This window comes from Streptomyces sp. ADI95-17 (assembly GCF_003846175.1).
Classification (GTDB): Bacteria; Actinomycetota; Actinomycetes; order Streptomycetales; family Streptomycetaceae; genus Streptomyces; species Streptomyces sanglieri.
On record NZ_ML123052.1, the window covers coordinates 348,175 to 371,560 of the forward strand.

General features: G+C 72.2%; 17 protein-coding genes. 11 read left to right on the forward strand and 6 right to left on the reverse strand.

Annotation, left to right across the window (positions count from 1 at the left end):
* Positions 1-1,138 (forward strand): SUKH-4 family immunity protein (locus EES42_RS38900; protein ID WP_124722912.1); only part of this gene is annotated, 1,138 nt, incomplete at its 5' end.
* Between the two features lie 173 nt (positions 1,139-1,311).
* Positions 1,312-2,205, forward strand: a complete 894-nt coding sequence (locus tag EES42_RS38905; protein ID WP_206433801.1) for a coiled-coil domain-containing protein — start codon at positions 1,312-1,314, stop codon at positions 2,203-2,205.
* Between the two features lie 63 nt (positions 2,206-2,268).
* Here the strand turns inward: EES42_RS38905 and EES42_RS38910 are convergent, their stop codons facing one another.
* Positions 2,269-2,655, reverse strand: a complete 387-nt coding sequence (locus tag EES42_RS38910) for a hypothetical protein (RefSeq protein WP_124722913.1) — start codon at positions 2,653-2,655, stop codon at positions 2,269-2,271.
* A 410-nt stretch (positions 2,656-3,065) separates the two neighbouring features.
* Between EES42_RS38910 and EES42_RS38915 the strand changes: the two genes are divergently transcribed.
* Entirely contained in the window at positions 3,066-4,013 is a 948-nt protein-coding gene (locus tag EES42_RS38915) for a MarR family transcriptional regulator (protein ID WP_124722914.1), read from the forward strand.
* 198 nt (positions 4,014-4,211) lie between these two features.
* Here the strand turns inward: EES42_RS38915 and EES42_RS38920 are convergent, their stop codons facing one another.
* Positions 4,212-5,801 (reverse strand): sodium/solute symporter, encoded by a 1,590-nt coding sequence (locus EES42_RS38920; protein ID WP_206433808.1) that lies wholly within the window; start codon positions 5,799-5,801, stop codon positions 4,212-4,214.
* A gap of 26 nt (positions 5,802-5,827) precedes the next feature.
* A complete protein-coding gene (locus EES42_RS38925) occupies positions 5,828-6,289 on the reverse strand; it encodes a DUF485 domain-containing protein (RefSeq protein WP_124722916.1) in 462 nt (153 codons plus the stop codon).
* Between the two features lie 525 nt (positions 6,290-6,814).
* On the opposite strand from EES42_RS38925, the gene EES42_RS38930 reads away from it, so the two are divergent.
* The 3 genes from EES42_RS38930 (at position 6,815) to mfd (ending at position 13,974) form a co-directional block, all read left to right on the forward strand.
* Positions 6,815-7,603: an ABC transporter ATP-binding protein gene (locus EES42_RS38930; protein WP_124722917.1), complete on the forward strand. Its 789-nt coding sequence runs from the start codon at positions 6,815-6,817 to the stop codon at positions 7,601-7,603.
* The gene (locus EES42_RS38935; RefSeq protein WP_124722918.1) at positions 7,600-10,185 is read left to right on the forward strand and encodes an ABC transporter permease; all 2,586 of its coding nucleotides are present in this window, start codon (positions 7,600-7,602) and stop codon (positions 10,183-10,185) included. Before EES42_RS38930 ends, EES42_RS38935 begins: the two co-directional genes overlap by 4 nt.
* Before the next feature lie 258 nt (positions 10,186-10,443).
* On the forward strand, positions 10,444-13,974 hold the full coding sequence (gene mfd / locus EES42_RS38940) for a transcription-repair coupling factor (protein ID WP_124722919.1): 3,531 nt from the start codon (positions 10,444-10,446) through the stop codon (positions 13,972-13,974).
* A 72-nt stretch (positions 13,975-14,046) separates the two neighbouring features.
* Here the strand turns inward: mfd and EES42_RS38945 are convergent, their stop codons facing one another.
* The gene (locus EES42_RS38945) at positions 14,047-14,898 is read right to left on the reverse strand and encodes a helix-turn-helix transcriptional regulator (RefSeq protein ID WP_124722920.1); all 852 of its coding nucleotides are present in this window, start codon (positions 14,896-14,898) and stop codon (positions 14,047-14,049) included.
* 87 nt (positions 14,899-14,985) lie between these two features.
* On the opposite strand from EES42_RS38945, the gene EES42_RS38950 reads away from it, so the two are divergent.
* Positions 14,986-15,822 carry an SDR family NAD(P)-dependent oxidoreductase gene (locus EES42_RS38950; protein ID WP_241196868.1) on the forward strand — a complete coding sequence of 279 codons (837 nt, stop codon included), beginning with the start codon at positions 14,986-14,988 and terminating at the stop codon, positions 15,820-15,822.
* Between the two features lie 178 nt (positions 15,823-16,000).
* Positions 16,001-16,735, forward strand: coding sequence for an HNH endonuclease family protein (locus EES42_RS38955; RefSeq protein WP_206433802.1), 735 nt, complete (start codon positions 16,001-16,003; stop codon positions 16,733-16,735).
* 76 nt (positions 16,736-16,811) lie between these two features.
* On the opposite strand, the gene EES42_RS38960 is transcribed toward EES42_RS38955, so the two are convergent.
* Entirely contained in the window at positions 16,812-17,534 is a 723-nt protein-coding gene (locus EES42_RS38960; RefSeq protein WP_124722922.1) for a hypothetical protein, read from the reverse strand.
* 122 nt (positions 17,535-17,656) lie between these two features.
* A complete protein-coding gene (locus EES42_RS38965; protein ID WP_124722923.1) occupies positions 17,657-18,493 on the reverse strand; it encodes a DUF4190 domain-containing protein in 837 nt (278 codons plus the stop codon).
* A gap of 242 nt (positions 18,494-18,735) precedes the next feature.
* Between EES42_RS38965 and EES42_RS38970 the strand changes: the two genes are divergently transcribed.
* The 3 genes from EES42_RS38970 (at position 18,736) to EES42_RS38980 (ending at position 23,357) form a co-directional block, all read left to right on the forward strand.
* Positions 18,736-20,901, forward strand: a complete 2,166-nt coding sequence (locus EES42_RS38970) for an N-6 DNA methylase (RefSeq protein ID WP_124722924.1) — start codon at positions 18,736-18,738, stop codon at positions 20,899-20,901.
* Between the two features lie 120 nt (positions 20,902-21,021).
* Positions 21,022-21,816 (forward strand): hypothetical protein, encoded by a 795-nt coding sequence (locus tag EES42_RS38975; protein ID WP_241196869.1) that lies wholly within the window; start codon positions 21,022-21,024, stop codon positions 21,814-21,816.
* Positions 21,813-23,357 carry a serine/threonine-protein kinase gene (locus tag EES42_RS38980; RefSeq protein WP_124722925.1) on the forward strand — a complete coding sequence of 515 codons (1,545 nt, stop codon included), beginning with the start codon at positions 21,813-21,815 and terminating at the stop codon, positions 23,355-23,357. The genes EES42_RS38975 and EES42_RS38980 overlap by 4 nt, the downstream gene beginning before the upstream one ends.
* The last annotated feature ends 29 nt before the right edge of the window (positions 23,358-23,386 follow it).

A 23,386-nucleotide genomic window follows, 5' to 3' on the forward strand; every position in this document is an offset into this window, starting at 1 on the left:
CATGCTGGCCGACCCGAGCATGGGCGGCCCCGGCGCGCTCCAGCCTCCCGGTCCCCCCGGTCCTCCCGGTCCTCCCGGTCCGCCCGGTGCCCCCGGCCCCGTACCGCCGAATTCGCACACCCCGCCGCCCGCGGCGTACGGCTATCCGCAGGCGCCGAACGGTCAGCCGACCGTCGGGCCCGGCTACCAGGCCGTGCTGCGCTACCGCGCGCCCGACGGCAGCGAGCAGCAGCTGATCCGGCGTTCGGCGCCCGGCACCCCGCACCCCGAGTGGCAGATGCTGCACGAGCTGCGGGCGATGAACGTGCCGCCGCAGCAGGTCATCGAGCTGCACACCGAGCTGGAGTCCTGTGAGCTGCCCGGTGGCTACTGCGCGCGGATGATCCGGGAGACCTGGCCGCAGGTGCGGATCACCAGCGTCGCCCCGTACGGCACCGATCACGCCAGCCGTCAGCAGGGCATGCAGCATCTGCTCACCCACCAGGGCGAGCTGCACCAGGTGGCGGACGGCCCGGCCCGTCCGGCACCGGTGCGGGCCCCGCTGCCGCAGATGCCGCCCGCGGTGGCGGCGCCGCCGGAGGTCATCGCGGAGGAACTGCTGCAGACCTTCGGGCCGCAGGGCATCTGCCGCTTCGACCAGCGCGCCGTGTCCCGCCAGGGCGTGCCCGAGACCGTGGCGCGGACGCTGGTGTGGGCGGGGCTGCCCGCCGACTTCGGGCCGTTCTTCTGGGCGCAGCCGGGTCAGCCGGTGGTACCGACGCTGGCCGAGCTGGCCGCGCAGCGCCAGGTGCAGCCCGCTCCCGACGCGGGGTCGTACCTCGTCATGGGGTCGGACTTCGGGCGGGCGATCTGTGTCCAGTACGGGACCGCGAACATCGTGGCCGTGCCGGTCGAGGCGGGTCCGGGCGGGCAGTCGGTGGCGCCGCAGTTCGTGAACACCGGGCTGCCGGAGTTCCAGCGTTCGATGGCGCTGCTCGGCCGGATGTGGCGGCTGCGCTTCGGGCTCAACCCGGAGCAGGCGGGCCGCTGGACGGTCGACTTCCAGGCCCAGCTGGTGGCGCTGGACGCGGCGGCGCTGGCGTCGCCGGAGAGCTGGTGGTCGGTGCTGCTGGAGCAGATGTGGGACGGGCTGATCTGACCCGGCAGGCCCGCTGACGGCGCCCGGTTCCCGAGAGGGGGCCGGGCGCCGTGCTGTCTGTGATGCCTGTCGCTTCCGTCCGGAATGCAGCCAATCGATTCCGACTTCTTGGCCAATTGCCGCATCCTTGACGTATTGCTGGTGGGTCGGAGAGTCGGAAAGAGGCTTCAAGGATGAGTTCTGCACCGGTGTCCGCGCATGGCTTCGTCGGCGTACGGGGACGTGGCTACCGTCCGGAGCAGGTGGACCGCATGGTGGCCGGGCTTTCGGCGGAGCGGGACGCGGCGCTGGACGAGGTGTCCCGGCTGACGGCGCTGGTGGAGGAGCTGTCGGCGGAGTCGGTCCGGCTGAGCGAGGTCGTCGCCACGCTCGCCCCGCAGAATTACGAATCGCTGGGCGAGCGCGCCCAGCAGATCCTGGCCCTCGCCGGGAGCGAGGCGGAGGCCGTACGGGGCGCCGCCCAGGAGGAGGCGCAGGCGCTCACGGACGCGGCGGACGAGGCGGGCCGGGCGCTTCGCGCCTCGGCGCGGGCGGACGCCGAGGCCATGCGGGCGGCGGCCGTGGCCCACGCCGACGAGGCGCTGGCCGCGGCGGAGGCCGCCGCCGGCGAGGCGGTCGCCGAGGCCCGTACGGAGGCCGCGGAGGTGCGGGAGCGGTCCGAGGCCATGATGACGGAGACGAGCCACCGCACCGAGAGCGTCCTCGCGCACCAGGAGCAGGAGCACTCCGAGCGGTGGCAGGCGGCGGAGCTCGAAATGGCCGCGGCCGAGGCCGCGCAGTCGGCGCACCACGACGAGCTGACCGAGCAGGCGGAGGCCCGGCTGGAGGAGGCACGGCGGGCGCTCGCGGAGACGGAGGAGGCCGCCCGGCACGGTCAGGAGGACGCCGAGGCGCGGGCCGCGGAGCTGATCGCGGAGGCCAGGGTCCGTGAGGAGCGGGTGGTCCGGGAGACGGAGCGGATCGTGCGGGAGCACGAGGAGGGCCGCGACGAGGTGCAGGCGCACATGGCCCACGTCCGGAATTCGCTCGCGGCGCTCACCGGACGGGTGGCACCGGCGGAGGACTGAACCGGCTGCCTGGCATTCTCGGTACCGGCGGCACGGGGCGGGTCGCGATCCGGTCCGATCCGACTACGCGGGCTTCTCCGCAGCCGTACGGAACCGCGCGAGGAGCTCCTGGGCGGGCGCGCTGTCCGCGTCGAAACTGCGGATCCCCGCCTGCCCGTCCGGGACGGCCGGTCCCCACAGCCGTACGTCGTGGCACTGGAAGCAGAAGGCCAGCTGGAAGAGCAGACCGCTGGCACCGTGGACCCGGATGCCCCAGCCCGGGTTGAAGCAGCGGCGCATCTCGCCGTCCGGCAGGTCGCCGACCAGTGCCAGGACCTGATCGACCTGGGGCGCCTCCCAGTGGGCGACCTCGTCGCCGGTCAGGTCCTCGGCGCCGAAATGCCTGTTCGGATCGGTGATGCGGACGACCTCGATCAGTTCGGCCGTCTTGTGGATGATCGGGAGCAGCATGCGAACAGAATCGCCGACCTCGTTCGCCTGTGCCAGGGGCGTACCCGCCTCGCATCGAGATCCGAGATCCGGGAGCCGGGTTTCGAGCTTCGGGTTTCGAGCTTCGGATGGGGCTTGTGCACTCTTTCGGGTTACGGGGCGGAGGGCCGGGGCCGGGTCTTGAGCTTCGGGCTTCGGGGGCCGGGATCCGGACGCCGGGATTCGAGCGATGCCTTACAACCGGTAGGTAAATGAAGGGGTTTGGGAGAACCTCCCCACCCTCCCCGCCCCGTCACGGCCAGCAAGTATGACTAGTCGTGACCGACTTGCGGCGCGGAGTCGCGGCTGCTTACGGTGCCAACGCAACGACCCCGACGCGGTGTTACCAGCACCGGCCGGGGTCTGACCCCAAGATCGAGAAGAGCGATCCCGTGGCTGTTTCAGACCTTAGTCCTGCCCTGCGTGCGTCCGCATCCTCGCGCCCGCACCTGAAGGCCCGCCCCGGTTACGGAAAGCGGTCCGTCCCGCAGCAATGTCCGCCGCGCGAGGCCGACTTCACGTTGCTGCCCGACCGCGAACGGCACATCGCCGGATATGTGGATGCCCTGCCCGAGGGTGCGGCGATGGACATCAAGTCGCTGGCGAGGAGTCAGCCCCTGTACGGGCAGATGGCCGTCGGCAGTGCGCTGCGGGCCCTGGGGGTGGCCGGTCATCTGCGGCATGTCCGGTGCCTGAGCGGCGAGAACGGCGACCAGGTCCGCTGGGTCACGCGTACCTTCTGGTCCCGGGTTGCTCACGACAACGAGTGGTGGGACGCCTTCCTCGCTGCTGAGGAGCGCCGGTCCGCGCCGATGCCGACCGCGAAGGCGGTGGATCCCCCGGCGCGCCTGCCCGTGCCTGTGCCTGCGTCCGAGCCCGCTCCCGTGCACGTACCGGCGCAGCCGACCGCCCCGGTGGTCCCGCAGCAGCGCACTGCGGAGCCGCAGCCGCAGCCGCAGTCCCGGCCGGGGCCCTCTCCCGCCTTTGCCGCCCTTGCCCGTCTCGGGCGTGCCGATTCCCGCCTGGCCCTCTCGGGGGCGGACTGTGCGGCGCTGGAGCAGGCGGCCGCCGAGTGGTTCGAGCGGGGTGTGGACGCCGACTACCCGACGCACGCCCTCACCGCCGGGCTCCCCGCGTCCATCGGCTCGCCCTTCGGTTTCGTCCGCCGCCGCCTCCGCGACAAGCTCCCGCCCCGCCTGCCCGCCGCGGCTCCGGCCTCGCGGGCAACTCCCGTACGCCGTCTGATGATGGAGTGCACCGAGTGCGGTGCGCCCGGGAGGCCCGAGGCGTTCCGTGATGGCCTGTGCAGGCACTGCCGGGAGTCCGGTCCGGTGGTCTGACCGGCTCCGTGGGTCCGGTGATCTGACCGGCTCCGTGGGTCCGGTGATCTGACCGGCTCCGTGGGGCGGCGGCCCCTGCTCTGAACGACGGCAGTCCCGCACAACGACGACAGCCCCGCGCACCCTCCACCCGGGGTGTGCGGGACTGTCGTCGTGCCGCCCGCCGACAGGGTGCCGTGGAGCGTGCGGGGGCCGGGCTCAGTGCCGGGACGTCGGTGGCACTCCCGCCAGGATCCGGGGCTCCTCGCTCTGGTAGAGCCGGCGTGCCGCCGGAGCCGTGTGGCGGGGCAGCACCGTGCCTAGCCAGCCCGCCAGGAATCCGGCCGGGATGGAGACGAGCCCGGTGGTGGTGTACGGGAACCAGTTGAAGTCGTGGTCGGGGAAGACCGAACTCGGTGAGCCGGAGACCAGGTTGGTGCCGGTGATCAGCACCAGGGTGGTGAGGGTGCCGACGATGAGGGTGCAGAGCAGTCCGGTACGGGTGAAGCGCCGCCAGAACATGCTGTAGAGGAGCGCGGGGGCGAGCGCGGACGCGCCGACGCAGAACGAGAGCGTCGCCAGTGCCTGTACGTTCCAGTGCCTGGCCACGACCGCGAGCGTGGTGGCGAGCAGTCCGATCACGATCGCCGAGGCCTGTGCCGTACGCATCTCGGACAGGCCGGCCAGCGGCTTGCGGTCCGGGTCGCGCACCCCGTGCAGTCCGTGCGCGAACAGGTCGTGGGCGAGGGAGTTGGCGCAGGACAGAATCATTCCGGCGACCGAGGCGAGCAGGGTCAGGAAGATCGCCGTCGTCATCGTCGTGATGATCAGGGCCCCCAGCTGCGTGCCGTTGGCGACCTCTCCGCTGATCTGCAGGATCGCGCTGTTCCCGGAGGCCCCGGCGGCTGTGATGCCCTCGTGGCCGACGAGCGCGCCCGCGCCGAAGCCGATCACGACGAGCAGCAGGCAGATCGCGGCGACCACGGCGATCGCCCAGGACATCGAGCGCCGGACGGCCTGTGTGGAACGGGCGCTCGACATGCGCATGGTGACGTGCGGCAGGCAGGCGGCGCCGAGCACCACGGTCAGCTCGGAGCTGACCATGTCGAGCCCGCTGCCCTCGAACTGGAGCCCCGAGCGCAGATAGTCGGCGCCCGCGCCGCTGCTCTGGCGGGCGGCCGAGATCAGCGAGTCGGTGTTCCAGTCGAACCGGTTCATGATCATCACGGCGATGGTGAACGCGGCGACGAAGAGGACCACGGTCTTCACGATCTGGATCAGCGAGGTGCCCTTCATGCCGCCGATCGCCGCATAGCCGATCATCAGGGTGCCGAGCCCGATGATGGCGCCGGTGCGGAATCCGGAGGTGTCGAACCCCAGGATGAAGGCGAGGAGATCGCCGCTGCTGGCGAGCTGGACGACCATCATCGGGATGAGCGCGGCGAGGGTGGCCGCGCAGGCGGTGATGCGGACGGCGCGGCCGGGGGCGCGGCGGATCAGTACGTCGCCCATGGTGAACCCGCCCGCGTTGCGCAGCGGTTCGGCCAGCAGGAACATCAGCAGCACGAGCGAGAGGGTGATGCTCAGGGCGAGGATCATCCCGTCGTAACCGGTGAGGGCGATGATGCCGGTGGTGCCGAGCACGGTGGCCGCGGAGAGGTAGTCGCCCGCGAGGGCGAGCCCGTTCTGCAGGGGCGAGAGCGAGCGGGAGCCGGTGTAGAACTCGTCGACGTCGTCGCGGTCCGGGCCGGTCATCACGCAGAGCAGCAGCGCCACGGTGCCCACGGCGAGGAAGGCCACCAGGGACATCGACTGCGCGGAGTTGTCGAATCCGTTCACCGGGCCGCTCCTGCTCTTCGCAGCCGGGCGGCGAGCGGGTCGACCGTTCGCCGGGCGGTCCGCTCGTACAGGCGGATGGCGAGCAGGGTCACGGGGAGCTGGCAGAGTCCCAGTGCAAGGCCGAGGTTGAGGCCGCCGAACAGGGGACGGTCCAGCAACTCCTTGGCGTATCCGGAGAGCAGCAGGAAGACCACGAAGTAGCCGAGCGCGGTCAGTGCCGCGGTGCGCCGCAGCAGCCGGTACGCGGTGCGCAGCCGGCGCAGGTCGCTGTGGCTGCCGGGGGCGGGCGCGGGAGCGTCGGCCCCGTCCGGCGAGTCGGGGTCCGGTGCGGTCTCCGAGCTCTGCCAGGGCAGCAGGTAGTCGGGGTGGTGCGGCGGCGGCCGATGCTGCGGGGCGGGCCTGGGCAGCGGTCCGGGCCAGGAGGAGTGGGGGGTCGGGGGCGGGTTTCCGTGCGACATCGGGGTGCTGCTCCTTGCATGGCTCGGGTCCTGGGGCGGGCGGCAAGGCAGGAGTGCGGGTGCGTGCGGATGCGCGAACATTACTTGTGAGTACGGCAGTTGGGGAATGGCTGGCGCGAATTACCAACGGTAATGGCTCAGTTGCGTGAGGCCGGGTGAACCGGAGATGGCGGCCGGCTGTGAATTCGGCCTTCCGGCGCGGTCCCCCGTACATCGTTGACCGGAGCCCCTGACACCGGTCTCCACCCACGGGTCGAGACCCTTAGGGGGAGCTCCTTACAACTGGGCAGGGGCGGTTCCTCCCGGCGGAGGACGTGGCGGCGGGGGCCCGTTCCTTAACGTGTTCCTACACCGCGGAAAGCGGCTGAATCCGACCGCTGGAGCGAGTGGAAACCGGGGGGTGGGGGTGGGGGAAACCCCACCCGGGAACTGCGCTGGGCACCAGTGCGCCGGACCCGCATCCGACACCAGACTCTGCATGTGCGCCGACATGTCTCGCACGATGACCGACATAGGAGATAAACCGTGACAACGGCTGTAGCCACTCCCAGGCACGGGGGTACTGGAAGGAATGCGGCCGTCGCTGCGCGGGCGCGGCAGGTCGTCAAGGCGTACGGGGCGGGGGAGACCCGGGTCGTCGCGCTGGACCATGTCGACGTGGACATCGCCCGCGGGCAGTTCACGGCGATCATGGGCCCGTCCGGCTCCGGCAAGTCGACCCTGATGCACTGCCTGGCCGGCCTGGACACCGTGAGCTCGGGGCAGATCTTCCTGGACGAGACCGAGATCACCGGGCTCAAGGACAAGAAGCTCACCCAGCTCCGCCGGGACCGGATCGGCTTCATCTTCCAGGCGTTCAACCTGCTCCCCACGCTCAACGCGCTGGAGAACATCACGCTGCCGATGGACATCGCGGGCCGTCGGCCCGACGCCGCCTGGCTGCGGCAGGTCGTGGAGACCGTCGGTCTCGCCGAACGGCTGAAGCACCGCCCCACCGAGCTCTCCGGCGGCCAGCAGCAGCGCGTCGCGGTGGCCAGGGCGCTCGCCGCCCGCCCGGAGATCATCTTCGGCGACGAGCCCACCGGGAACCTGGACTCCCGGGCCGGCGCCGAGGTGCTGAGCTTCCTGCGCAGGTCGGTCGACGAGTTGGGCCAGACCATCGTGATGGTCACCCACGACCCGGTGGCCGCCTCCTACGCGGACCGGGTCCTCTACCTCGCCGACGGACGCATCGTCGACGAGATGCACAGCCCGACGGCCGACCAGGTCCTCGACCGGATGAAGGACTTCGACTCGCGCGGGCGGACGTCATGACCGTCTGGAAGACCTCGCGGCGGAACTTCCTCGCCCACAAGGGACGCATGGCGCTCTCCGCCGTCGCCGTCCTGCTGTCGGTGGCATTCGTCTGCGGCACTCTCGTCTTCACCGACACCATGAACACCACCTTCGACAAGCTCTTCGCGGTGACCGCGGCCGATGTCACGGTCAGCCGGAAGACCTCCGGGGACGACGACCGGCTCCCGGGGAACGGCAGGCCCGTCACGATCCCCGCGTCCGCCGTCGGGAAGGCCGCGAAGGCCACCGGCGCGAAGTCGGCCGAGGGCGCGGTCTCCAGCATGTCCGTCACCGTCGTCGACAGCCACGACAAGAACATGGGCTCCACCAGCGGCGCCCCGACGATCGCGGGCAACTGGACGAGGAACGACCTCCGTTCGATGGAGATCTCCTCCGGCCACGGACCGCGCGGCCCGACCGAGGTGATGGTCGACGCCGACACCGCCGAGAAGCACCACCTGAAGCTCGGCGACGAACTGCGCACCATCACCGCCAACGGCGACATCAAGGCGCGGATCAGCGGCATCGCCACCTTCAAGGTCACCAACCCCGGCGCCGCGGTCGTCTACTTCGACACCGCCACCGCCCAGACCAAGCTCCTCGGCAGGCCCGATGTCTTCAGCCTGATCTCCGTCACCGCCGAAGCGGGCGTGGCCGACGAGCAGCTGAAGAAGAACGTCGCCGCCGCGCTCGGCGACACCTCCGCGTACAAGCTCCAGACGCAGAAGCAGGCGGCGGCCGCCAACAAGGACTCGATGGGCTCCTTCCTCGACGTCATGAAGTACGCGATGCTCGGCTTCGCCGGGATCGCCCTCCTCGTCGGCATCTTCCTGATCGTCAACACCTTCTCGATGCTGGTCGCCCAGCGCACCCGCGAGATCGGCCTGATGCGGGCCATCGGCTCCAGCCGCAAGCAGGTCAACCGGTCCGTGCTGATCGAGGCGCTGTTCCTCGGCGTCGTCGGCTCGCTCCTCGGCGTGGGCGCGGGCGTCGGCCTCGCCGTCGGCCTGATGAAGCTCATGGGTGCCATGGGCATGGAGCTGTCCACCGACGACCTCACCGTCGCCTGGACGACCCCGGTGGTCGGTCTGGTGCTCGGCATCGTCGTCACCGTCGTCGCCGCGTACTTCCCGGCCCGCCGCGCCGGGAAGATCTCCCCGATGGCCGCCCTGCGCGAGGCCGGAACCCCGGCGGACGGCCGGGCCGGCCGGGTCCGGGCCGCGATCGGCCTGGTCCTCACCCTGGGCGGCGGCGCCGCGCTCCTCGCCGCGACGAGGGCCGACGAGTCGAGCGAGGGCTCGCTGCTCCTCGGCGTGGGTGTACTCCTCACCCTCATCGGCTTCATCGTGATCGGCCCGCTGCTGGCCGGCCTCGTGGTCCGGGTGCTGAGCGCGGTCATGCTGCGGATGTTCGGCCCCGTGGGACGGCTCGCCGAGCGCAACGCGCTGCGCAACCCGCGCCGCACCGGAGCCACCGGCGCCGCCCTGATGGTCGGCCTCGCCCTGGTCGCCTGCCTCTCGGTCGTCGGCTCATCCATGGTCGCCTCGGCCACCGAGGAGCTCGACAAGTCCGTCGGCGCGGACTTCATCGTCCAGCCGGCCGGCGGCGACGGCGCACCGATCGTGGACCAGGCGGCGAAGGCCGTCGAGGCGGCGGGGGACATCGAGCACGTCACGTCGTACAAGTCCGTCAGCGCCTCCCTCACCGCCCCCGACGGCACCACCGCGAAGGACGCCCTGGTCGCCGCCGACCCCACGTACAAGGACGACGTCCGCCGCGAGACGGTCTCCGGCGACCTCTCCGAGGCGTACGGCAAGGACGCCATGTCGGTCGGCGACACGTACGCCACCGAGCACCACGTCAAGGTCGGTGACCGGATCACCGTCGCGTTCAAGGGCGGTGAGACCGCGAAGCTGAAGGTCGCCGCGATCACCTCGGACGACGTCAACATCGACAAGGGCGCGATGTACACCAGCATCACGACCGCCGCGCGCTACGTCCCCGCCGACACCCTGCCGCAGAACATGATCATGTTCGCGAAGGCCGCGGACGGCAAGGAGAAGGAGGCGTACGCCGCCCTCAAGAGCGCCCTCGCGAAGTACCCGCAGTACGAGGTGAAGAACCAGGCCGACTTCAAGCAGCAGCTCAAGGACCAGATCGGCCAGCTGCTGAACATCGTCTACGGCCTGCTGGCGCTCGCGATCATCGTCGCCGTGCTCGGTGTGGTGAACACCCTGGCCCTGTCGGTGGTCGAGCGGACCCGGGAGATCGGCCTGATGCGGGCCATCGGGCTCTCCCGCCGCCAGCTGCGCCGGATGATCCGCCTGGAGTCGGTGGTCATCGCGGTCTTCGGTGCCCTCCTCGGTCTCGGCCTCGGCATGGGCTGGGGCACGGCGGCCCAGAAGCTGCTCGCCCTGGAGGGCCTCGGAGTCCTGGAGATCCCGTGGCCGACGATCCTCACGGTCTTCGTCGCCTCGGCCTTCGTCGGACTGTTCGCGGCCCTGGTCCCGGCGTTCCGGGCGGGCAGGATGAACGTCCTGAACGCGATCGCCACGGATTAGGGCGGGCGACGGCCCACGTAGAATGAGCGATCCGGCCCCGGGGTGTTCCTCCAAACACCCCGGGGCCGTACGCGTGCCCCGGACACCCCGTCGGGCCGGATTGCGGGCGCGGCTGTCACAGCGGAGTCGTACGCTGGGAACCCCCGACCCGTGCGACGTGTCGGGCGCTTCGCGTTGCCCTTCGCGTCGCTCCTCGTGTTGCCCCTGGCAGCAGCCGGCTGTCAGACCTCACCCTCGTTACCCGGACGGAAGCCCTTCATGAGCCTGCACGGTCTGCTGGATGTCGTCGTACGTGATCCGGCGCTCGACGAAGCGGTGAAGGCCGCCGGCGACGGCCACCGGATGCATGTCGACCTCGTCGGCCCGCCCGCCGCCCGCCCCTTCGCCGTCGCCGCGCTGGCCCGCGAGACCGGGCGGACGGTGCTCGCCGTCACCGCGACCGGCCGGGAGGCCGAGGACCTGGCGGCCGCGCTGCGCACCCTGCTGCCGCCGGACACGATCGCGGAGTTCCCGTCCTGGGAGACGCTGCCGCACGAGCGGCTCTCGCCCCGCTCGGACACCGTGGGCCGACGCCTCGCCGTGCTGCGGCGCCTGGCGCACCCGAGGGCGGACGACCCGGAGACCGGGCCGGTCTCCGTCGTCGTCGCGCCGATCCGCTCCGTGCTCCAGCCGCAGGTCAAGGGGCTCGGCGACCTGGAGCCGGTGGCGCTGCGCATCGGGCAGAGCGCCGATCTCGGCAGGACGGTCGAGGCGCTCGCGGCGGCTGCGTACTCCCGGGTCGAACTGGTCGAGAAGCGCGGTGAGTTCGCCGTGCGCGGCGGCATCCTGGACGTCTTCCCGCCGACCGAGGAGCACCCCCTTCGGGTGGAGTTCTGGGGCGACGACGTCGAGGAGATCCGCTACTTCAAGATCGCCGACCAGCGGTCGCTGGAGATCGCCGAGCACGGGCTGTGGGCGCCGCCCTGCCGCGAGCTGCTGCTCACCGACGAGGTGCGGGAGCGGGCCGCCGCGCTCGCCGAGGCCCACCCCGAGCTGGGCGAACTCCTCAACAAGATCGCCGAGGGGATCGCGGTGGAGGGCATGGAGTCCCTCGCCCCGGTCCTGGTCGACGACATGGAGCTGCTGCTCGACGTGCTGCCGCAGGGCGCGATGGCACTGGTCTGCGACCCGGAGCGGGTCCGCACCAGGGCCGCCGACCTGGTCGCCACCAGCCAGGAGTTCCTCCAGGCGTCCTGGGCGGCCACCGCGGGCGGCGGCGAGGCTCCGATCGACGTGGGCGCGGCCTCGCTGTGGGGCATCGCGGACGTCCGGGACCGGGCCCGTGAGCTGGGGATGATGTGGTGGTCGGTCTCCCCGTTCGCCGCCGACGACGAGCTCGACGAGGACACCCTCAAGCTCACGATGCACGCCCCGGAGTCGTACCGCGGCGACACCGCCCGCGCGCTCGCCGACACCAAGGGGTGGATCGCCGACGGCTGGCGCACGGTGTACGTCACCGAGGGCCAGGGCCTCGCCTCCCGCACCGTCGAGGTGCTGAGCGGCGAGGGCATCGCCGCCCGCCTCGACCCGGACCTGGCGGAGATCTCCCCGTCCCTCGTCCACGTCTCCTGCGGCGCGATCGACCAGGGCTTCGTCGACCCGGCGCTGAAGCTCGCCGTGCTCACCGAGACCGACCTCACCGGTCAGCGCACCGCCACCAAGGACCTGGGCCGGATGCCGGCCCGCCGCCGCAAGACCATCGACCCGCTGACGCTGGAGACCGGCGACTACATCGTCCACGAGCAGCACGGGGTGGGCCGGTACATCGAGATGGTGCAGCGCACCGTGCAGGGCGCCACCCGCGAGTACCTCCTCGTCGAGTACGCCCCCGCCAAGCGCGGCCAGCCCGGCGACCGGCTGTACATCCCGACCGACCAGCTGGAACAGGTCACCAAGTACGTCGGCGGCGAGGCGCCCACCCTGCACCGGCTCGGCGGCGCCGACTGGACGAAGACCAAGGCGCGCGCCAAGAAGGCCGTCAAGGAGATCGCCGCCGACCTGATCAAGCTCTACTCGGCGCGGATGGCGGCCCCCGGCCATGTCTTCGGCCCCGACACTCCCTGGCAGCGCGAGCTGGAGGACGCCTTCCCGTACGCGGAGACGCCCGACCAGCTCTCCACCATCGCCGAGGTCAAGGAGGACATGGAGAAGTCCGTCCCGATGGACCGGCTGATCTGCGGCGACGTCGGCTACGGCAAGACGGAGATCGCGGTACGGGCGGCGTTCAAGGCGGTCCAGGACGGCAAGCAGGTCGCCGTCCTCGTACCCACGACCCTCCTGGTCCAGCAGCACTACGGAACGTTCACCGAGCGCTACTCCCAATTCCCGGTCAACGTACGGGCGTTGAGCCGCTTCCAGTCCGACTCCGAGTCCAAGGCGACTCTCGAAGGTCTCCGCGAGGGCTCCGTCGACCTGGTCATCGGCACCCACCGCCTCTTCTCCTCCGAGACGAGGTTCAAGGACCTGGGCCTGGTCATCGTCGACGAGGAGCAGCGCTTCGGCGTCGAGCACAAGGAGCAGCTGAAGAAGCTCCGCGCCAACGTGGACGTCCTCACCATGTCCGCGACGCCCATCCCCCGTACGCTCGAAATGGCCGTGACGGGCATCCGCGAGATGTCGACGATCACCACGCCGCCCGAGGAGCGCCACCCGGTCCTCACCTTCGTCGGCCCGTACGAGGAGAAGCAGATCGGCGCGGCCATCCGCCGCGAACTGCTCCGCGAGGGCCAGGCGTTCTACATCCACAACCGGGTCGAGTCGATCGACCGCGCCGCCGCCCGCCTCCGCGAGATCGTCCCGGAGGCCCGGATCGCGACGGCCCACGGCCAGATGTCCGAACAGGCCCTGGAACAGGTGGTGGTGGACTTCTGGGAGAAGAAGTTCGACGTCCTGGTCTCCACCACGATCGTCGAGTCCGGCATCGACATCTCCAACGCCAACACCCTGATCGTGGAGCGTGGCGACAACTTCGGCCTCTCCCAGCTCCACCAGCTGCGCGGCCGCGTCGGCCGTGGCCGCGAGCGCGGCTACGCGTACTTCCTCTACCCCCCGGAGAAGCCGCTCACCGAGACGGCCCACGAGCGCCTCGCCACGATCGCCCAGCACACCGAGATGGGTGCGGGCATGTACGTGGCGATGAAGGACCTGGAGATCCGCGGCGCGGGAAATCTCTTGGGCGGCGAGCAGTCCGGCCACATCGCGGGCGTCGGCTTCGACCTGTACGTACGCATGGTGGGCGAGGCGGTCGCCGACTACCGGGCCTCCCTCGAAGGCGGCGTGGAGGAGGAGCCGCCGCTGGAGGTCAAGATCGAGCTCCCGGTCGACGCCCACGTCCCCCACGACTACGCCCCCGGCGAGCGGCTGCGCCTCCAGGCGTACCGCGCCATCGCCTCCGCCAACACGGAGGACGACATCAGGGCCGTCCGCGAGGAACTCACCGACCGCTACGGCAAGCTCCCCGAGCCGGTGGAGAACCTCCTCCTGGTCGCCGGCCTGCGCATGCTGGCCCGCGCCTGCGGCGTCGGCGAGATCGTCCTCCAGGGCCCGAACATCCGGTTCGCCCCGGTCGAGCTCCGCGAATCGCAGGAGCTGCGCCTGAAGCGCCTGTACCCGAAGACGGTCATCAAGCCGGCCGCCCACCAGATCCTGGTCCCCCGCCCCACCACCGCCAGGGTCGGCGGCAAGCCGGTGGTGGGGCGTGAACTGCTGGCTTGGACGGGGGAGTTCCTGACCACGATCCTGGGGTCGTAGCGGCGGACTGTTTCCCGTGTAGGCCCCGTCGGGCGTCCGGCGGGGCCGAACCCGTTCACGGGGCGAGGCGCCTCAGCCGGGCACGTCCAGGCGCTGGGTGCCGACGACCGACAGGAGGCGCAGGGCCTGTTCGGACGGTGAGCCGGGGGTGGCGGTGTAGATGACGACCCGCTGGTCCCGGTCGGCGAGGTCCAGGATGTCGCAGTTGACGGAGACGGGGCCGACGAGGGGGTGATGGAAGGTCTTGCAGAGGGTGGGGCGGGCGGTCACGTCGTGGGCCGCCCAGATGCGGGCGAACTCCTCGCTGCCGGCCAGGAGTTCGTCCACCAGACCGGTCACCTCCGGGTCGCCCGGGTAGCGGGCCGCGGCGGCGCGCAGATGCTGGGCCGAGGTCCGGATGAACTCGTCCGCGTCCGAGACGCCGTACAGCGGCCGGCCGTTGCGGTGCGGTCCCAGGAAGGCGCGCCGGATGAGGTTGCGGTCGCGGCGCGGCAGGGCGGAGAAGTCCTCCATCAGCGCGGCGGCCAGATCGTTCCAGGCGATCACCTCGTACGTCGCCGACAGCACCAGCGACGCGGCCTCCGGCAGCCGGTGCAGCAGGTCGACGATGCTCTGCCGCACCTCCCTCGACGGCCCGGGCAGCGGGCCGGGCGGGGTGCCGGCGAGATGGTGGAGGTGGTCGCGCTCGGCGTCCGACAGGCGCAGGGCGCGGGCGAGCTGGACCAGCACCTCGCGGGAGGGACGCGGGCCGCGCGCCTGCTCCAGCCGGGTGTAGTACTCGGTCGAGATGAACGCCAGCTGCGCCACCTCCTCGCGGCGCAGCCCCGGGGTGCGGCGGCGCGGCCCGGCGGGCAGCCCCACGTCGGCGGGGGTGATCCGCTCGCGCCTGCTGCGCAGGAAACCCGCCAGTTCTCGTCGATCCACCCGTCCAGTGTGCGCGAGCTCCGGCCGGCCCAGCCAGGTACTGCCGGTGCCTGGATGAGGGCCGCGGCCCGGCGCAGGCTCGTCGGCATGAACGACACGACGGCCACATCCACCGCAGCCACCACAGCCACCACGACCACCACGACCACCACGGCCACCGCACATCCGGGCCTGCTCGCCGGCAAGGTCGCCTTCGTCACCGGAGCCGGCCGCGGCATCGGCGCGGCCGCCGCGCGGCTCTTCGCCCGGGAGGGCGCCCGGGTGCTCCTCGCGGCCCGTACCGAGGCCCAGCTCAAGGCGGTGACCGAGGAGATCCGGGCGGCGGGCGGCACCGCGGAGTACGCGCTGTGCGACCTGGCCGACCCGGCGAGCATCCGGGCCGCCGTCGACCGGACGGTGGAGCTGTACGGACGGCTCGACGCCGCCTTCAACAACGGTGCGACGGCCCAGCCGCCCGGCCCGATGGACCAGCTTGCGGAGGCCGACTTCGACCATGTGTACGCGGTCGACCTCAAGGGGCCGTGGCTCGCCATGAACGCCGAGATCGCCGCGATCCGGGCCACCGCCGGGAGCGGGGCGATCGTCAACACCTCCAGCGTCGGCAGCCTGATGGGCAACCCCTGGCTGCCCGCCTACGGCGCCGCGAAGCGGGCGGTCAACAGCCTCACCGCGTCGGCCGCCGTCACCTACGGCCCGGAGAACATCCGGGTCAACGCCATCGCGCCCGGCACCACGCTCACCGAGATGGTCCACGAGTGGGAGGCGGACTCTCCCGGCATCATCGAGCAGCTCAACGCCCAGACCCCGCTGGGCCGCGCGGCCGACCCGGACGAGATCGCCCAGGCCGCCGCCTGGCTGCTCAGCGACCGCGCCTCCTACGTGACCGGCACGGTCCTGCGCGTGGACGGCGGCATGCGGTCCTGAGCCGGGGCCGGGCCGGGGGGCAGGCCGGGCCGGGGCGGAGGATGTGATTCCGGCCGCATCGGGGCGGTGGCGCGCTCATGAACACCCGTCAGCGGGGAATGCCTCCGTAGGATTCCCGGGTTCGGCTTTCTCCCCGTCAGGACGGTTCCGAGTGATATCTCCCCGCGCATACCGAGTGATGCTGCCCGCCCTCAGCGTGGCGGCGGTGCTGGCCCTGGCCGGCTGCGACCCGGAGTCCTCGCCCTCCGAGGGGGGCGGTGGCGGGCAGGCCGTCACCGGGTTCGGGGCCAGTCCGCTCGACAACGCCGACGGTACGAAGCCGGGCCTCGCGCCGCTCACCTCCGAGGCGGACCGGGCGGCCGGCCGGAAGGTCATCGAGAAGGTGGCGACGAAGGGGCGGGGGCCGAAGACCGGTTACGCGCGGGACAAGTTCGGCTACGCGTGGAAGGACTCGGTCGACGGGATACCGCTCGCGAGGAACGGCTGCGACACCCGTAACGACCTCCTCGCCAGGGACGGCAAGGACCTGAAGTTCCGGTCCGGTTCGGACTGCGTGGTCATGTCGATGACCCTCAAGGACCCGTACACCGGCTCCACCATCGACTGGCGCAAGCAGCAGGCCACCAAGGTCCAGATCGACCACGTCATGCCGCTCTCGTACGACTGGCAGATGGGCGCCTCGCGCTGGGACGGGGCCAAGCGGCAGCAGATCGCCAACGACCCGCTCAACCTCATCCCGGTGGACGGGCCGGCCAACAACGCCAAGCGCGACTCGGGGCCGGCGTCCTGGCTGCCGCCGTACAAGCCGGTGCGCTGCTCGTACGCGGTGCGGTTCGCGCAGGTGTCCCTGAAGTACGGACTGCCCGTCACCGCCGCCGACAAGACGGCGATGCTGGAGCAGTGCGGCGGGTGAGCGCGGGGGCGGGGCGGTAGTACGCGGAACCCGCCCTGGGGCGGGGCGGGTTCCGCGGCCGGGAGCGCCCGGGGGATCAGGGCTTCGGGTTGTTCGCCTTGAACGGCTTGTCGAATTCGGAGAATTCGACCGTCACGGGGGCGGTGCCGCCTCCCGTTCCGCCTCCCGTTCCGCCGCGCGGGAGGCGCAGCTTCAGCAGGAACGGTCTGCCTTCAGTGGCGATGTCCGCCGTCCACTTCCCGTCGCGCGAACCGCCGGTGACGGTCAGGGCGGGGGTGCCGGAACCGGGTGCGGCCGTCGGTCCCTTGCGGGCCGTTCCGGTCTTCGGCGCGAGGCGGCCGAGGAACGTCTCCCGGTCGCAGTAGCGTTCGGCCAGTTCCGCGTGCCGGTCGGCGGCGGTGGGGCTCACCCAGTGGCCGGCCAGGTTCTCGGCCGGTGCGGTGGAGGCCGATCGCAGCATCGCGGCGTCGGAGCGGGTGCGGACGGTGCCGCCCGTCCGCACCAGTTCCATGGTGCCCGCCGCGCCCATGGAGAGCGTGACCGTGCACTCGCCCCGGATGTCCGTGGCCACGAACGCCTCGACCGGGCCCTCGGGGGAGGCCGCCTCCACCGTCATGCGTACCGACTTGGCGGCGCGGGTCGCCGCGAGGGCCTTGTTGACGACCTCGGGGGCGGTGAGCCGGGCGTAGGGGGCGGTGGCGTCGGGTGCGTCGTCCGGAAGCATGCCGCAGGCCGTCGCGAGGGCGAGGGCGGTCGCGGCGCTCAGGGCGGCTGCCGAGACGCGGGCGGGAAGGCGCATGGTGGGCGGCTCCGCTCTCTCCGGTTCGTTCTCTCCGGCCGGTAGTGGCCGGTCGGTTCTGGCCGGTGGGTTCTCTCTGGATCGTTCCGGTCGGGTCGTTCCGGCCGGTTCCAGGAGGACGGTCAGAGCTTCAGGTCCCACTGCGTGGCGTCGTACGTGAAGCCGGGGTTGACCTCGACCGTCAGGTTCTTGGCGTCCGCCGGGGTGTCGAAGGCGAACTGGACGGTGACCTTCTTACCCGGCAGGACCGTGCCGCTGAAGCCCGTGCCCACCTTGTTGTCGAAGATCTGCTCGGCGTCCACGCCGTCCTTGCCGGCCCGGGCCGAGACGCTGACGAGCGCGGAGTCGAACTTCTCCTTGCCCGCGTTCTCGATGACGACGGCAACCCGGTAGGCCTTCTGGCCCTTGCTGTGCCCGGCGGCGTACGCGTCCGGAGTGTACGAGGTGGCGTCGCCGACCGTGACCGTCAGGTCGTCGTCGTACACGGCCGAGTCACCGGCCTCCAGTGCCTTGCCGGTGTCCTTCTTCTTGTCCGGGCCCCCGCCCTTCGCGGAGTCCCCGCCGGGCTTCGGCTTCGCGGAGGCCGTGGTGTCGGACACCGCCTTGTTGAGGTCGTTCACGGCGTCGTCCACCGCCTTGAACGTGATCACCGCGCCCACCACCGTGAGGATCAGCGAGATCAGGCCGAGCACGGCGCCGAAGGTCGCCATCCCCTTGTTGGTGGCCTCGCCGCGCTTCGCCCGGCCCCGGCCGGCCAGGCCCAGGATCAGGGCGATGAGGCCGAGGATGCCCGCCAGCCAGAACAGGAACGGGATCAGCCCGGACACGGCGCCGATGACACCCAGGATGAGGGCCGCGATGCCCAGTCCGTTACGGGCCGGACGCGCGCCCGGCATCTGGGCGGGGGCGTACGGCTGCTGGGGCTGCGGGGACTGCGGCGGCTGCGTGAACTGGGACATGGCTGTGCCCTCCGGCGAAAGCAGAAATGGGTGGTGAGCGGTTCCGTGCATCGCTCGTGTGCATCGCCCTGCGCATCGGCTTGTGCGGCGATGGGTCAATAACAGCAGAGCTTGTGAACCGAGTCAACACGATTCACGGTGGATGGGTCGATGCACGCTGTGAATCGGTGCCGTGTGAACCTGGTCGGTATGCTCGCCGACAACCAGTACCGGGACGAGTGTCAGGACCAGGGAGACAGCCAGTGCCGGAGAACTCGACAGAGGTGACCGCGGCCGGGATCGCACGGCTGGCGGGGGTGGGACGCGCCGCGGTCAGCAACTGGCGCCGCCGCCACGCCGACTTCCCCAAGCCCGTCGGCGGCACCGAGACGAGCCCGTCCTTCGCGCTCTCCGAGGTCGAGCGGTGGCTCCGTGACCAGGGGAAAATCGCCGAGGTCCCGCTGCGCGAGCGGGTCTGGCAGCAGGTCGCCGGGCACCCGGCCGGCGCGGTCCCCGCCCTGGTCCACACGGGCTGCGCCCTGCTGCTCCTGCGGACCAGCCCGAAGACCTGGCCGGAGATCGCCGCCGCGCCCGACGAACGGATGGCCGACGTGCTGTCCCTCGCCCTCGACAAGGTGCTCACCGCCCGCTTCGGACCGGCTACGGAAGGCGGCCGGGCCGTTCACACGGCGGAAGGCGGCCGGGCCGTTCACACGGTGGAAGGCGGCCGGGCCGTTCACACCCCGAGCGGCACCGAACTGCTCCCGTCCGTACCGCTGCTCCGTGCCGTCGCGGAACTCGCCGCCGGGACCGGGGCAGGGGCCGGGACCGGGGCCGGGGTCGGGGAGACCTTCGAGTTCCTGCTCGGCCGTCAGCTGGACGCCAACCCGCGCCAGTACACACTCACCCCGCCCGAACTCGCCGAGCTGATGGCCGCCCTGGTGGAGGCGGGGGAGCGGCCCGCCCGCGCGGTCCTCGACCCGGCCGCGGGCACCGGCGCCCTGCTGCGCGCCGTCGCCGGCCCCGCCGCCCTGTACGCCCAGGAGACCGACCCCGACCTCGCCGCGCTCACCGCGCTGAGGCTCGCCCTGCACACCGACACCGGCTGCGCCCTGGCGGCACGGACCGCCGACACCCTGCGCGCCGACGCCTTCCCGCACCTCGCCGCCGACGCCGTGCTGTGCCACCCGCCGTTCAACGAACGCAACTGGGGCCACGACGAACTCGCCTACGACCCGCGCTGGGAGTACGGCTTCCCGGCCCGTACCGAGTCCGAACTCGCCTGGGTCCAGCACGCCCTGGCCCATCTGCGCGAGGGCGGCACCGCCGTACTGCTGATGCCCCCGGCCGCCGCCTCGCGCCGCTCCGGCCGCCGGATCCGCGCCGATCTGCTGCGCCGCGGCGCCCTGCGCGCCGTCATCGCGCTCCCGGCCGGCGCCGCGCCCCCGTACGGCATCCCGCTCCACCTCTGGGTGCTCCGCAAGCCCGGCAGCGGCACGCACCCCGCGCCCGAACTGCTGCTCGTCGACACCGCAGAACCCGCCGAAACGCCCTCCGGTGGCCAGGCTTCCGCAGCCGGCGGGCGCGACCGGCTCGACTGGCAGGCGGTGCACGGTGCCGTGCTCGACGCCTGGCAGTCCTTCGAGAGCCCCGGCCGCCCGGCCGCGGACCGTCCCGGCACCGGCCGCGCCGTACCCGTCATCGAACTCCTCGACGACGACGTGGACCTGGCCCCCGCCCGCCATCTGCCGCCCCCGGCCGCCGCGGGCGGACCCGGCGAGCTGATCCGGGTACGGGAACGGCTGGCCGAGACGCTCGGCCGCACCGGCGCCCTCACCCCGCCCGCCGTGACCCTCTCCGACCCGGCCCACTGGCCCCTGACCACCGTCGGCGAACTCGCCCGCGCCGGCGCCCTCCAGCTCCGCACCGGCGGCTCCGGCACCGGCCCGGGGCCCGTGCTCACCGAACACGACGTCCTGGGCTCCACCGCCCCTTCGGGAAGCCTGCCCACCGACGGGCCCTCGGAGGAGCCGGTCCTCGTCGAACCAGGCGATGTCGTCGTCCCCGTCCTCGGCGGCGGCTCCGCAGCCCGCGTCATCGACGACGCCACCGCGGGCGCCGCGCTCGGCCGCAACCTCCAGCTGTTGCGCCCCGATCCGGCCGCCCTGGACCCCTGGTTCCTGGCCGGCTTCCTGCGCGGCACCGCCAACAACCGCCAGGCCAGCAGCTACGCCTCCACCGCCACCCGGCTGGACGCCCGCCGTCTCCAACTGCCCCGGCTGCCGCTCGCGGAGCAGCAGCGGTACGGGGAACGGTTCCGGGCCCTGGCCGAGTTCGAGGACGCACTCAGGCTGGCCGGCCGGCTCGGCGGACAGCTCGTACAGGGGATGTACGACGGACTGACGGACGGCACGGTCGCCCCGAAGTGAGGTGAACCACAACGGTTCCGTACAACCCGGGGCCTGTTGTCGGTGTCGCCCTTTACGCTCGGATCTGCGCACACGGAGCGTGTGCGCGGATGTTCAACGACCAGGTCTCCAGGAGCAGCCATGTACGCCCCGGGTCATCCGCCGACGCCGCCGCGCCGGGTTCCCAGCCGGGCCTGGATCGTCTCGATGCGCGTGCTGTTCGGCGTGCTCTCGGTGGGCTCGGTCGGGCTGCTGCTGTGGAGCCCGCTGCTCCGGCTCGCGATCGTGCGCCGCCGGGCGTCCGACTGGTGGCTGACCGGGGCCGGGTTCGTGTTCGTCTGCGTGCTCCTGCCGATCCTCGGCAGGGACGGCAACGACGAGCCGAGCGGCATCGACAACGTCCTGATCCCGCTGCTGCTGGTGGTGATGCTGGGCTCGTTCGCGTACTACCTGGTCGGGGACATCCGCCACTACGAACGGCTGACGAAGCAGCACCCGACGGGCGGCTACGCGGCCGTCCCGCCGGTGCCGGGACACGGGTACGGATACGGGTACCAGTACGCGCCCACGGTGCCGACGCGGATGCCCGCACCCGCACCCGGATCCGTGCCCGCGTCCGCGCCCATGGCCACCCCCATGACCACTCCCGCGCCGGCTCCGGTGCCCGCTCCCACGCCCATGCCGTCACCCACGCCCGTGCCGTCACCTCCGTCCACGCCGTCACCCCCGTTCACGCCGTCACCTCCGTCCACGCCGTCACCCCCGTTCACGCCGTCACCTCCGTCCATGCCCGCACAACAGCCGTCCGCCGCGCCCCAGCAGCAGCCCCAGCCCCAGCCGGCCCCCTCGCCCCAGCCCCACCCCCAGCGCATCGACCAGGTCCGAGCCGAGCTGGACGAGTTGAGCGACTACCTCCGCAAGGAGGAGGGCCGGTGAACGGGCGTCTCATCGGCGGGCGGTACCAACTGGCGACCGTCCTCGGCCAGGGCGGCATGGGCCAGGTCTGGACGGCCTACGACCAGCGCCTGGACCGCCGCGTCGCGGTGAAGCTGCTCCGCCCCGACCGGGTCACCGGCCCCATCGACAGCGAGGCCGCCGACGAGCTGCGCCGCCGCTTCGTCCGCGAGTGCCGGGTCACCGCCCAGGTCGACCACCCGGGCCTGGTCACCGTCCACGACGCGGGCAGCGACGGCGACGACCTGTTCCTCGTCATGCAGTACGTCGAGGGCGCCGACCTCTCCGACCATCTCGCCGAGCACGACCCGTACCCCTGGCAGTGGTCCGTCGCGGTCGCCGCCCAGCTCTGCGCCGTCCTGTGCGCCGTGCACGCGGTGCCGATCGTCCACCGCGACCTCAAGCCCCGCAACGTGATGGTGCGCCCGGACGGCACCGTCACCGTTCTCGACCTGGGCGTCGCCTCCGTCCTGGACACCGACACCACCCGGCTCACCCACACCGGTTCACCGATCGGCTCCCCGGCCTACATGGCCCCCGAGCAGGCGATGGGCGGCGCCGTCGGCCCGTACACCGATCTGTACGCCCTCGGCGTGCTCCTGCACGAACTGCTCAGCGGCGAGGTGCCGTTCGCCGGGACCACCGCGCTCGGAGTGCTCCACCGCCACCTCCACGAGCCGCCGGTCCCGGTCCGCCGGATCAGGCCCGACATCCCCGAGCCGCTCGAAGCGCTGGTGCTGCGGCTGCTCGCCAAGGACCCGCAGCACCGCCCCTCCGGCGCCCAGGAGGTGTACGAACACCTCGCCCCGCTGCTTCCCTCGCCGGGCACCGGACTCCCCGTCGGACCGCTCGACCCGACCCGCCCCTTCCTGCGCCCGCACGCCCCGTGGCCCGACCGCACCGCCGCCCGGCCGCAGCCCCCGTCCCCGCCGCCGGGCCGGCCAGCGCCCGCGCGGCCCGATGTGGCCGCCGCCGTCGACGACGTCAAGAAGCTGCTCGGCGAGGGCCGGATCACCCAGGCCGTGGACATCCTCGGCTCGATCCTCCCGGTCGCCGCCGAACAGCACGGCGAGGACTCCGCCGTGGTCCGCATCCTGCGCAAGCAGTACGCGGCGACGCTGATGGACGACGGCCAGTACCGCCGCGCCCTGCCCGAGCTGCGCCGGCTCGCCGAAGACCGCGCGGCGGAGGCCGGCCCGGCCGACCCGCAGACCCTCCAGTTCCGCCACGACGCCGCCCAGTGCCTGGAACAGCTCGGCGAACCGGCCGCCGCGCTCGCCGGGTACCGCGAGGTCCTCCCGTACTTCGAGAACCACCGCGCCACGGGCGGCGACCCGGCCCGCTCCTTCGAGATCCGCAACCGCATCGCGCATCTGCTGCTCGCGCTCGGCGACCACGTGACCGCGCGGGTCCAGCTCCAGGCGCTGCTGTACGACGCCGAGCGGGCCTACGGGCCGCACCACCCGCTGCCGGTGGAGCTGCGCCGCAGGCTCGACCGCCAGGTGGAGGTGGGGGGCGGCTGACGCCCGGCCCCGGGTCAGGCGTTGACGCC

Bases quoted from the DNA above. Each gene is read 5' to 3' on its own strand.
- EES42_RS38905 (WP_206433801.1), top strand. From the start codon at position 1,312: ATGAGTTCTGCACCGGTGTCCGCGCATGGCTTCGTCGGCGTACGGGGA.
- EES42_RS38910 (WP_124722913.1), bottom strand. From the start codon at position 2,655: ATGCTGCTCCCGATCATCCACAAGACGGCCGAACTGATCGAGGTCGTC.
- EES42_RS38920 (WP_206433808.1), bottom strand. From the start codon at position 5,801: ATGTCCCTGGTGGCCTTCCTCGCCGTGGGCACCGTGGCGCTGCTGCTC.
- EES42_RS38925 (WP_124722916.1), bottom strand. From the start codon at position 6,289: ATGTCGCACGGAAACCCGCCCCCGACCCCCCACTCCTCCTGGCCCGGA.
- EES42_RS38935 (WP_124722918.1), top strand. From the start codon at position 7,600: ATGACCGTCTGGAAGACCTCGCGGCGGAACTTCCTCGCCCACAAGGGA.
- mfd (WP_124722919.1), top strand. From the start codon at position 10,444: ATGAGCCTGCACGGTCTGCTGGATGTCGTCGTACGTGATCCGGCGCTC.
- EES42_RS38950 (WP_241196868.1), top strand. From the start codon at position 14,986: ATGAACGACACGACGGCCACATCCACCGCAGCCACCACAGCCACCACG.
- EES42_RS38955 (WP_206433802.1), top strand. From the start codon at position 16,001: ATGCTGCCCGCCCTCAGCGTGGCGGCGGTGCTGGCCCTGGCCGGCTGC.
- EES42_RS38960 (WP_124722922.1), bottom strand. From the start codon at position 17,534: ATGCGCCTTCCCGCCCGCGTCTCGGCAGCCGCCCTGAGCGCCGCGACC.
- EES42_RS38965 (WP_124722923.1), bottom strand. From the start codon at position 18,493: ATGTCCCAGTTCACGCAGCCGCCGCAGTCCCCGCAGCCCCAGCAGCCG.
- EES42_RS38975 (WP_241196869.1), top strand. From the start codon at position 21,022: ATGTACGCCCCGGGTCATCCGCCGACGCCGCCGCGCCGGGTTCCCAGC.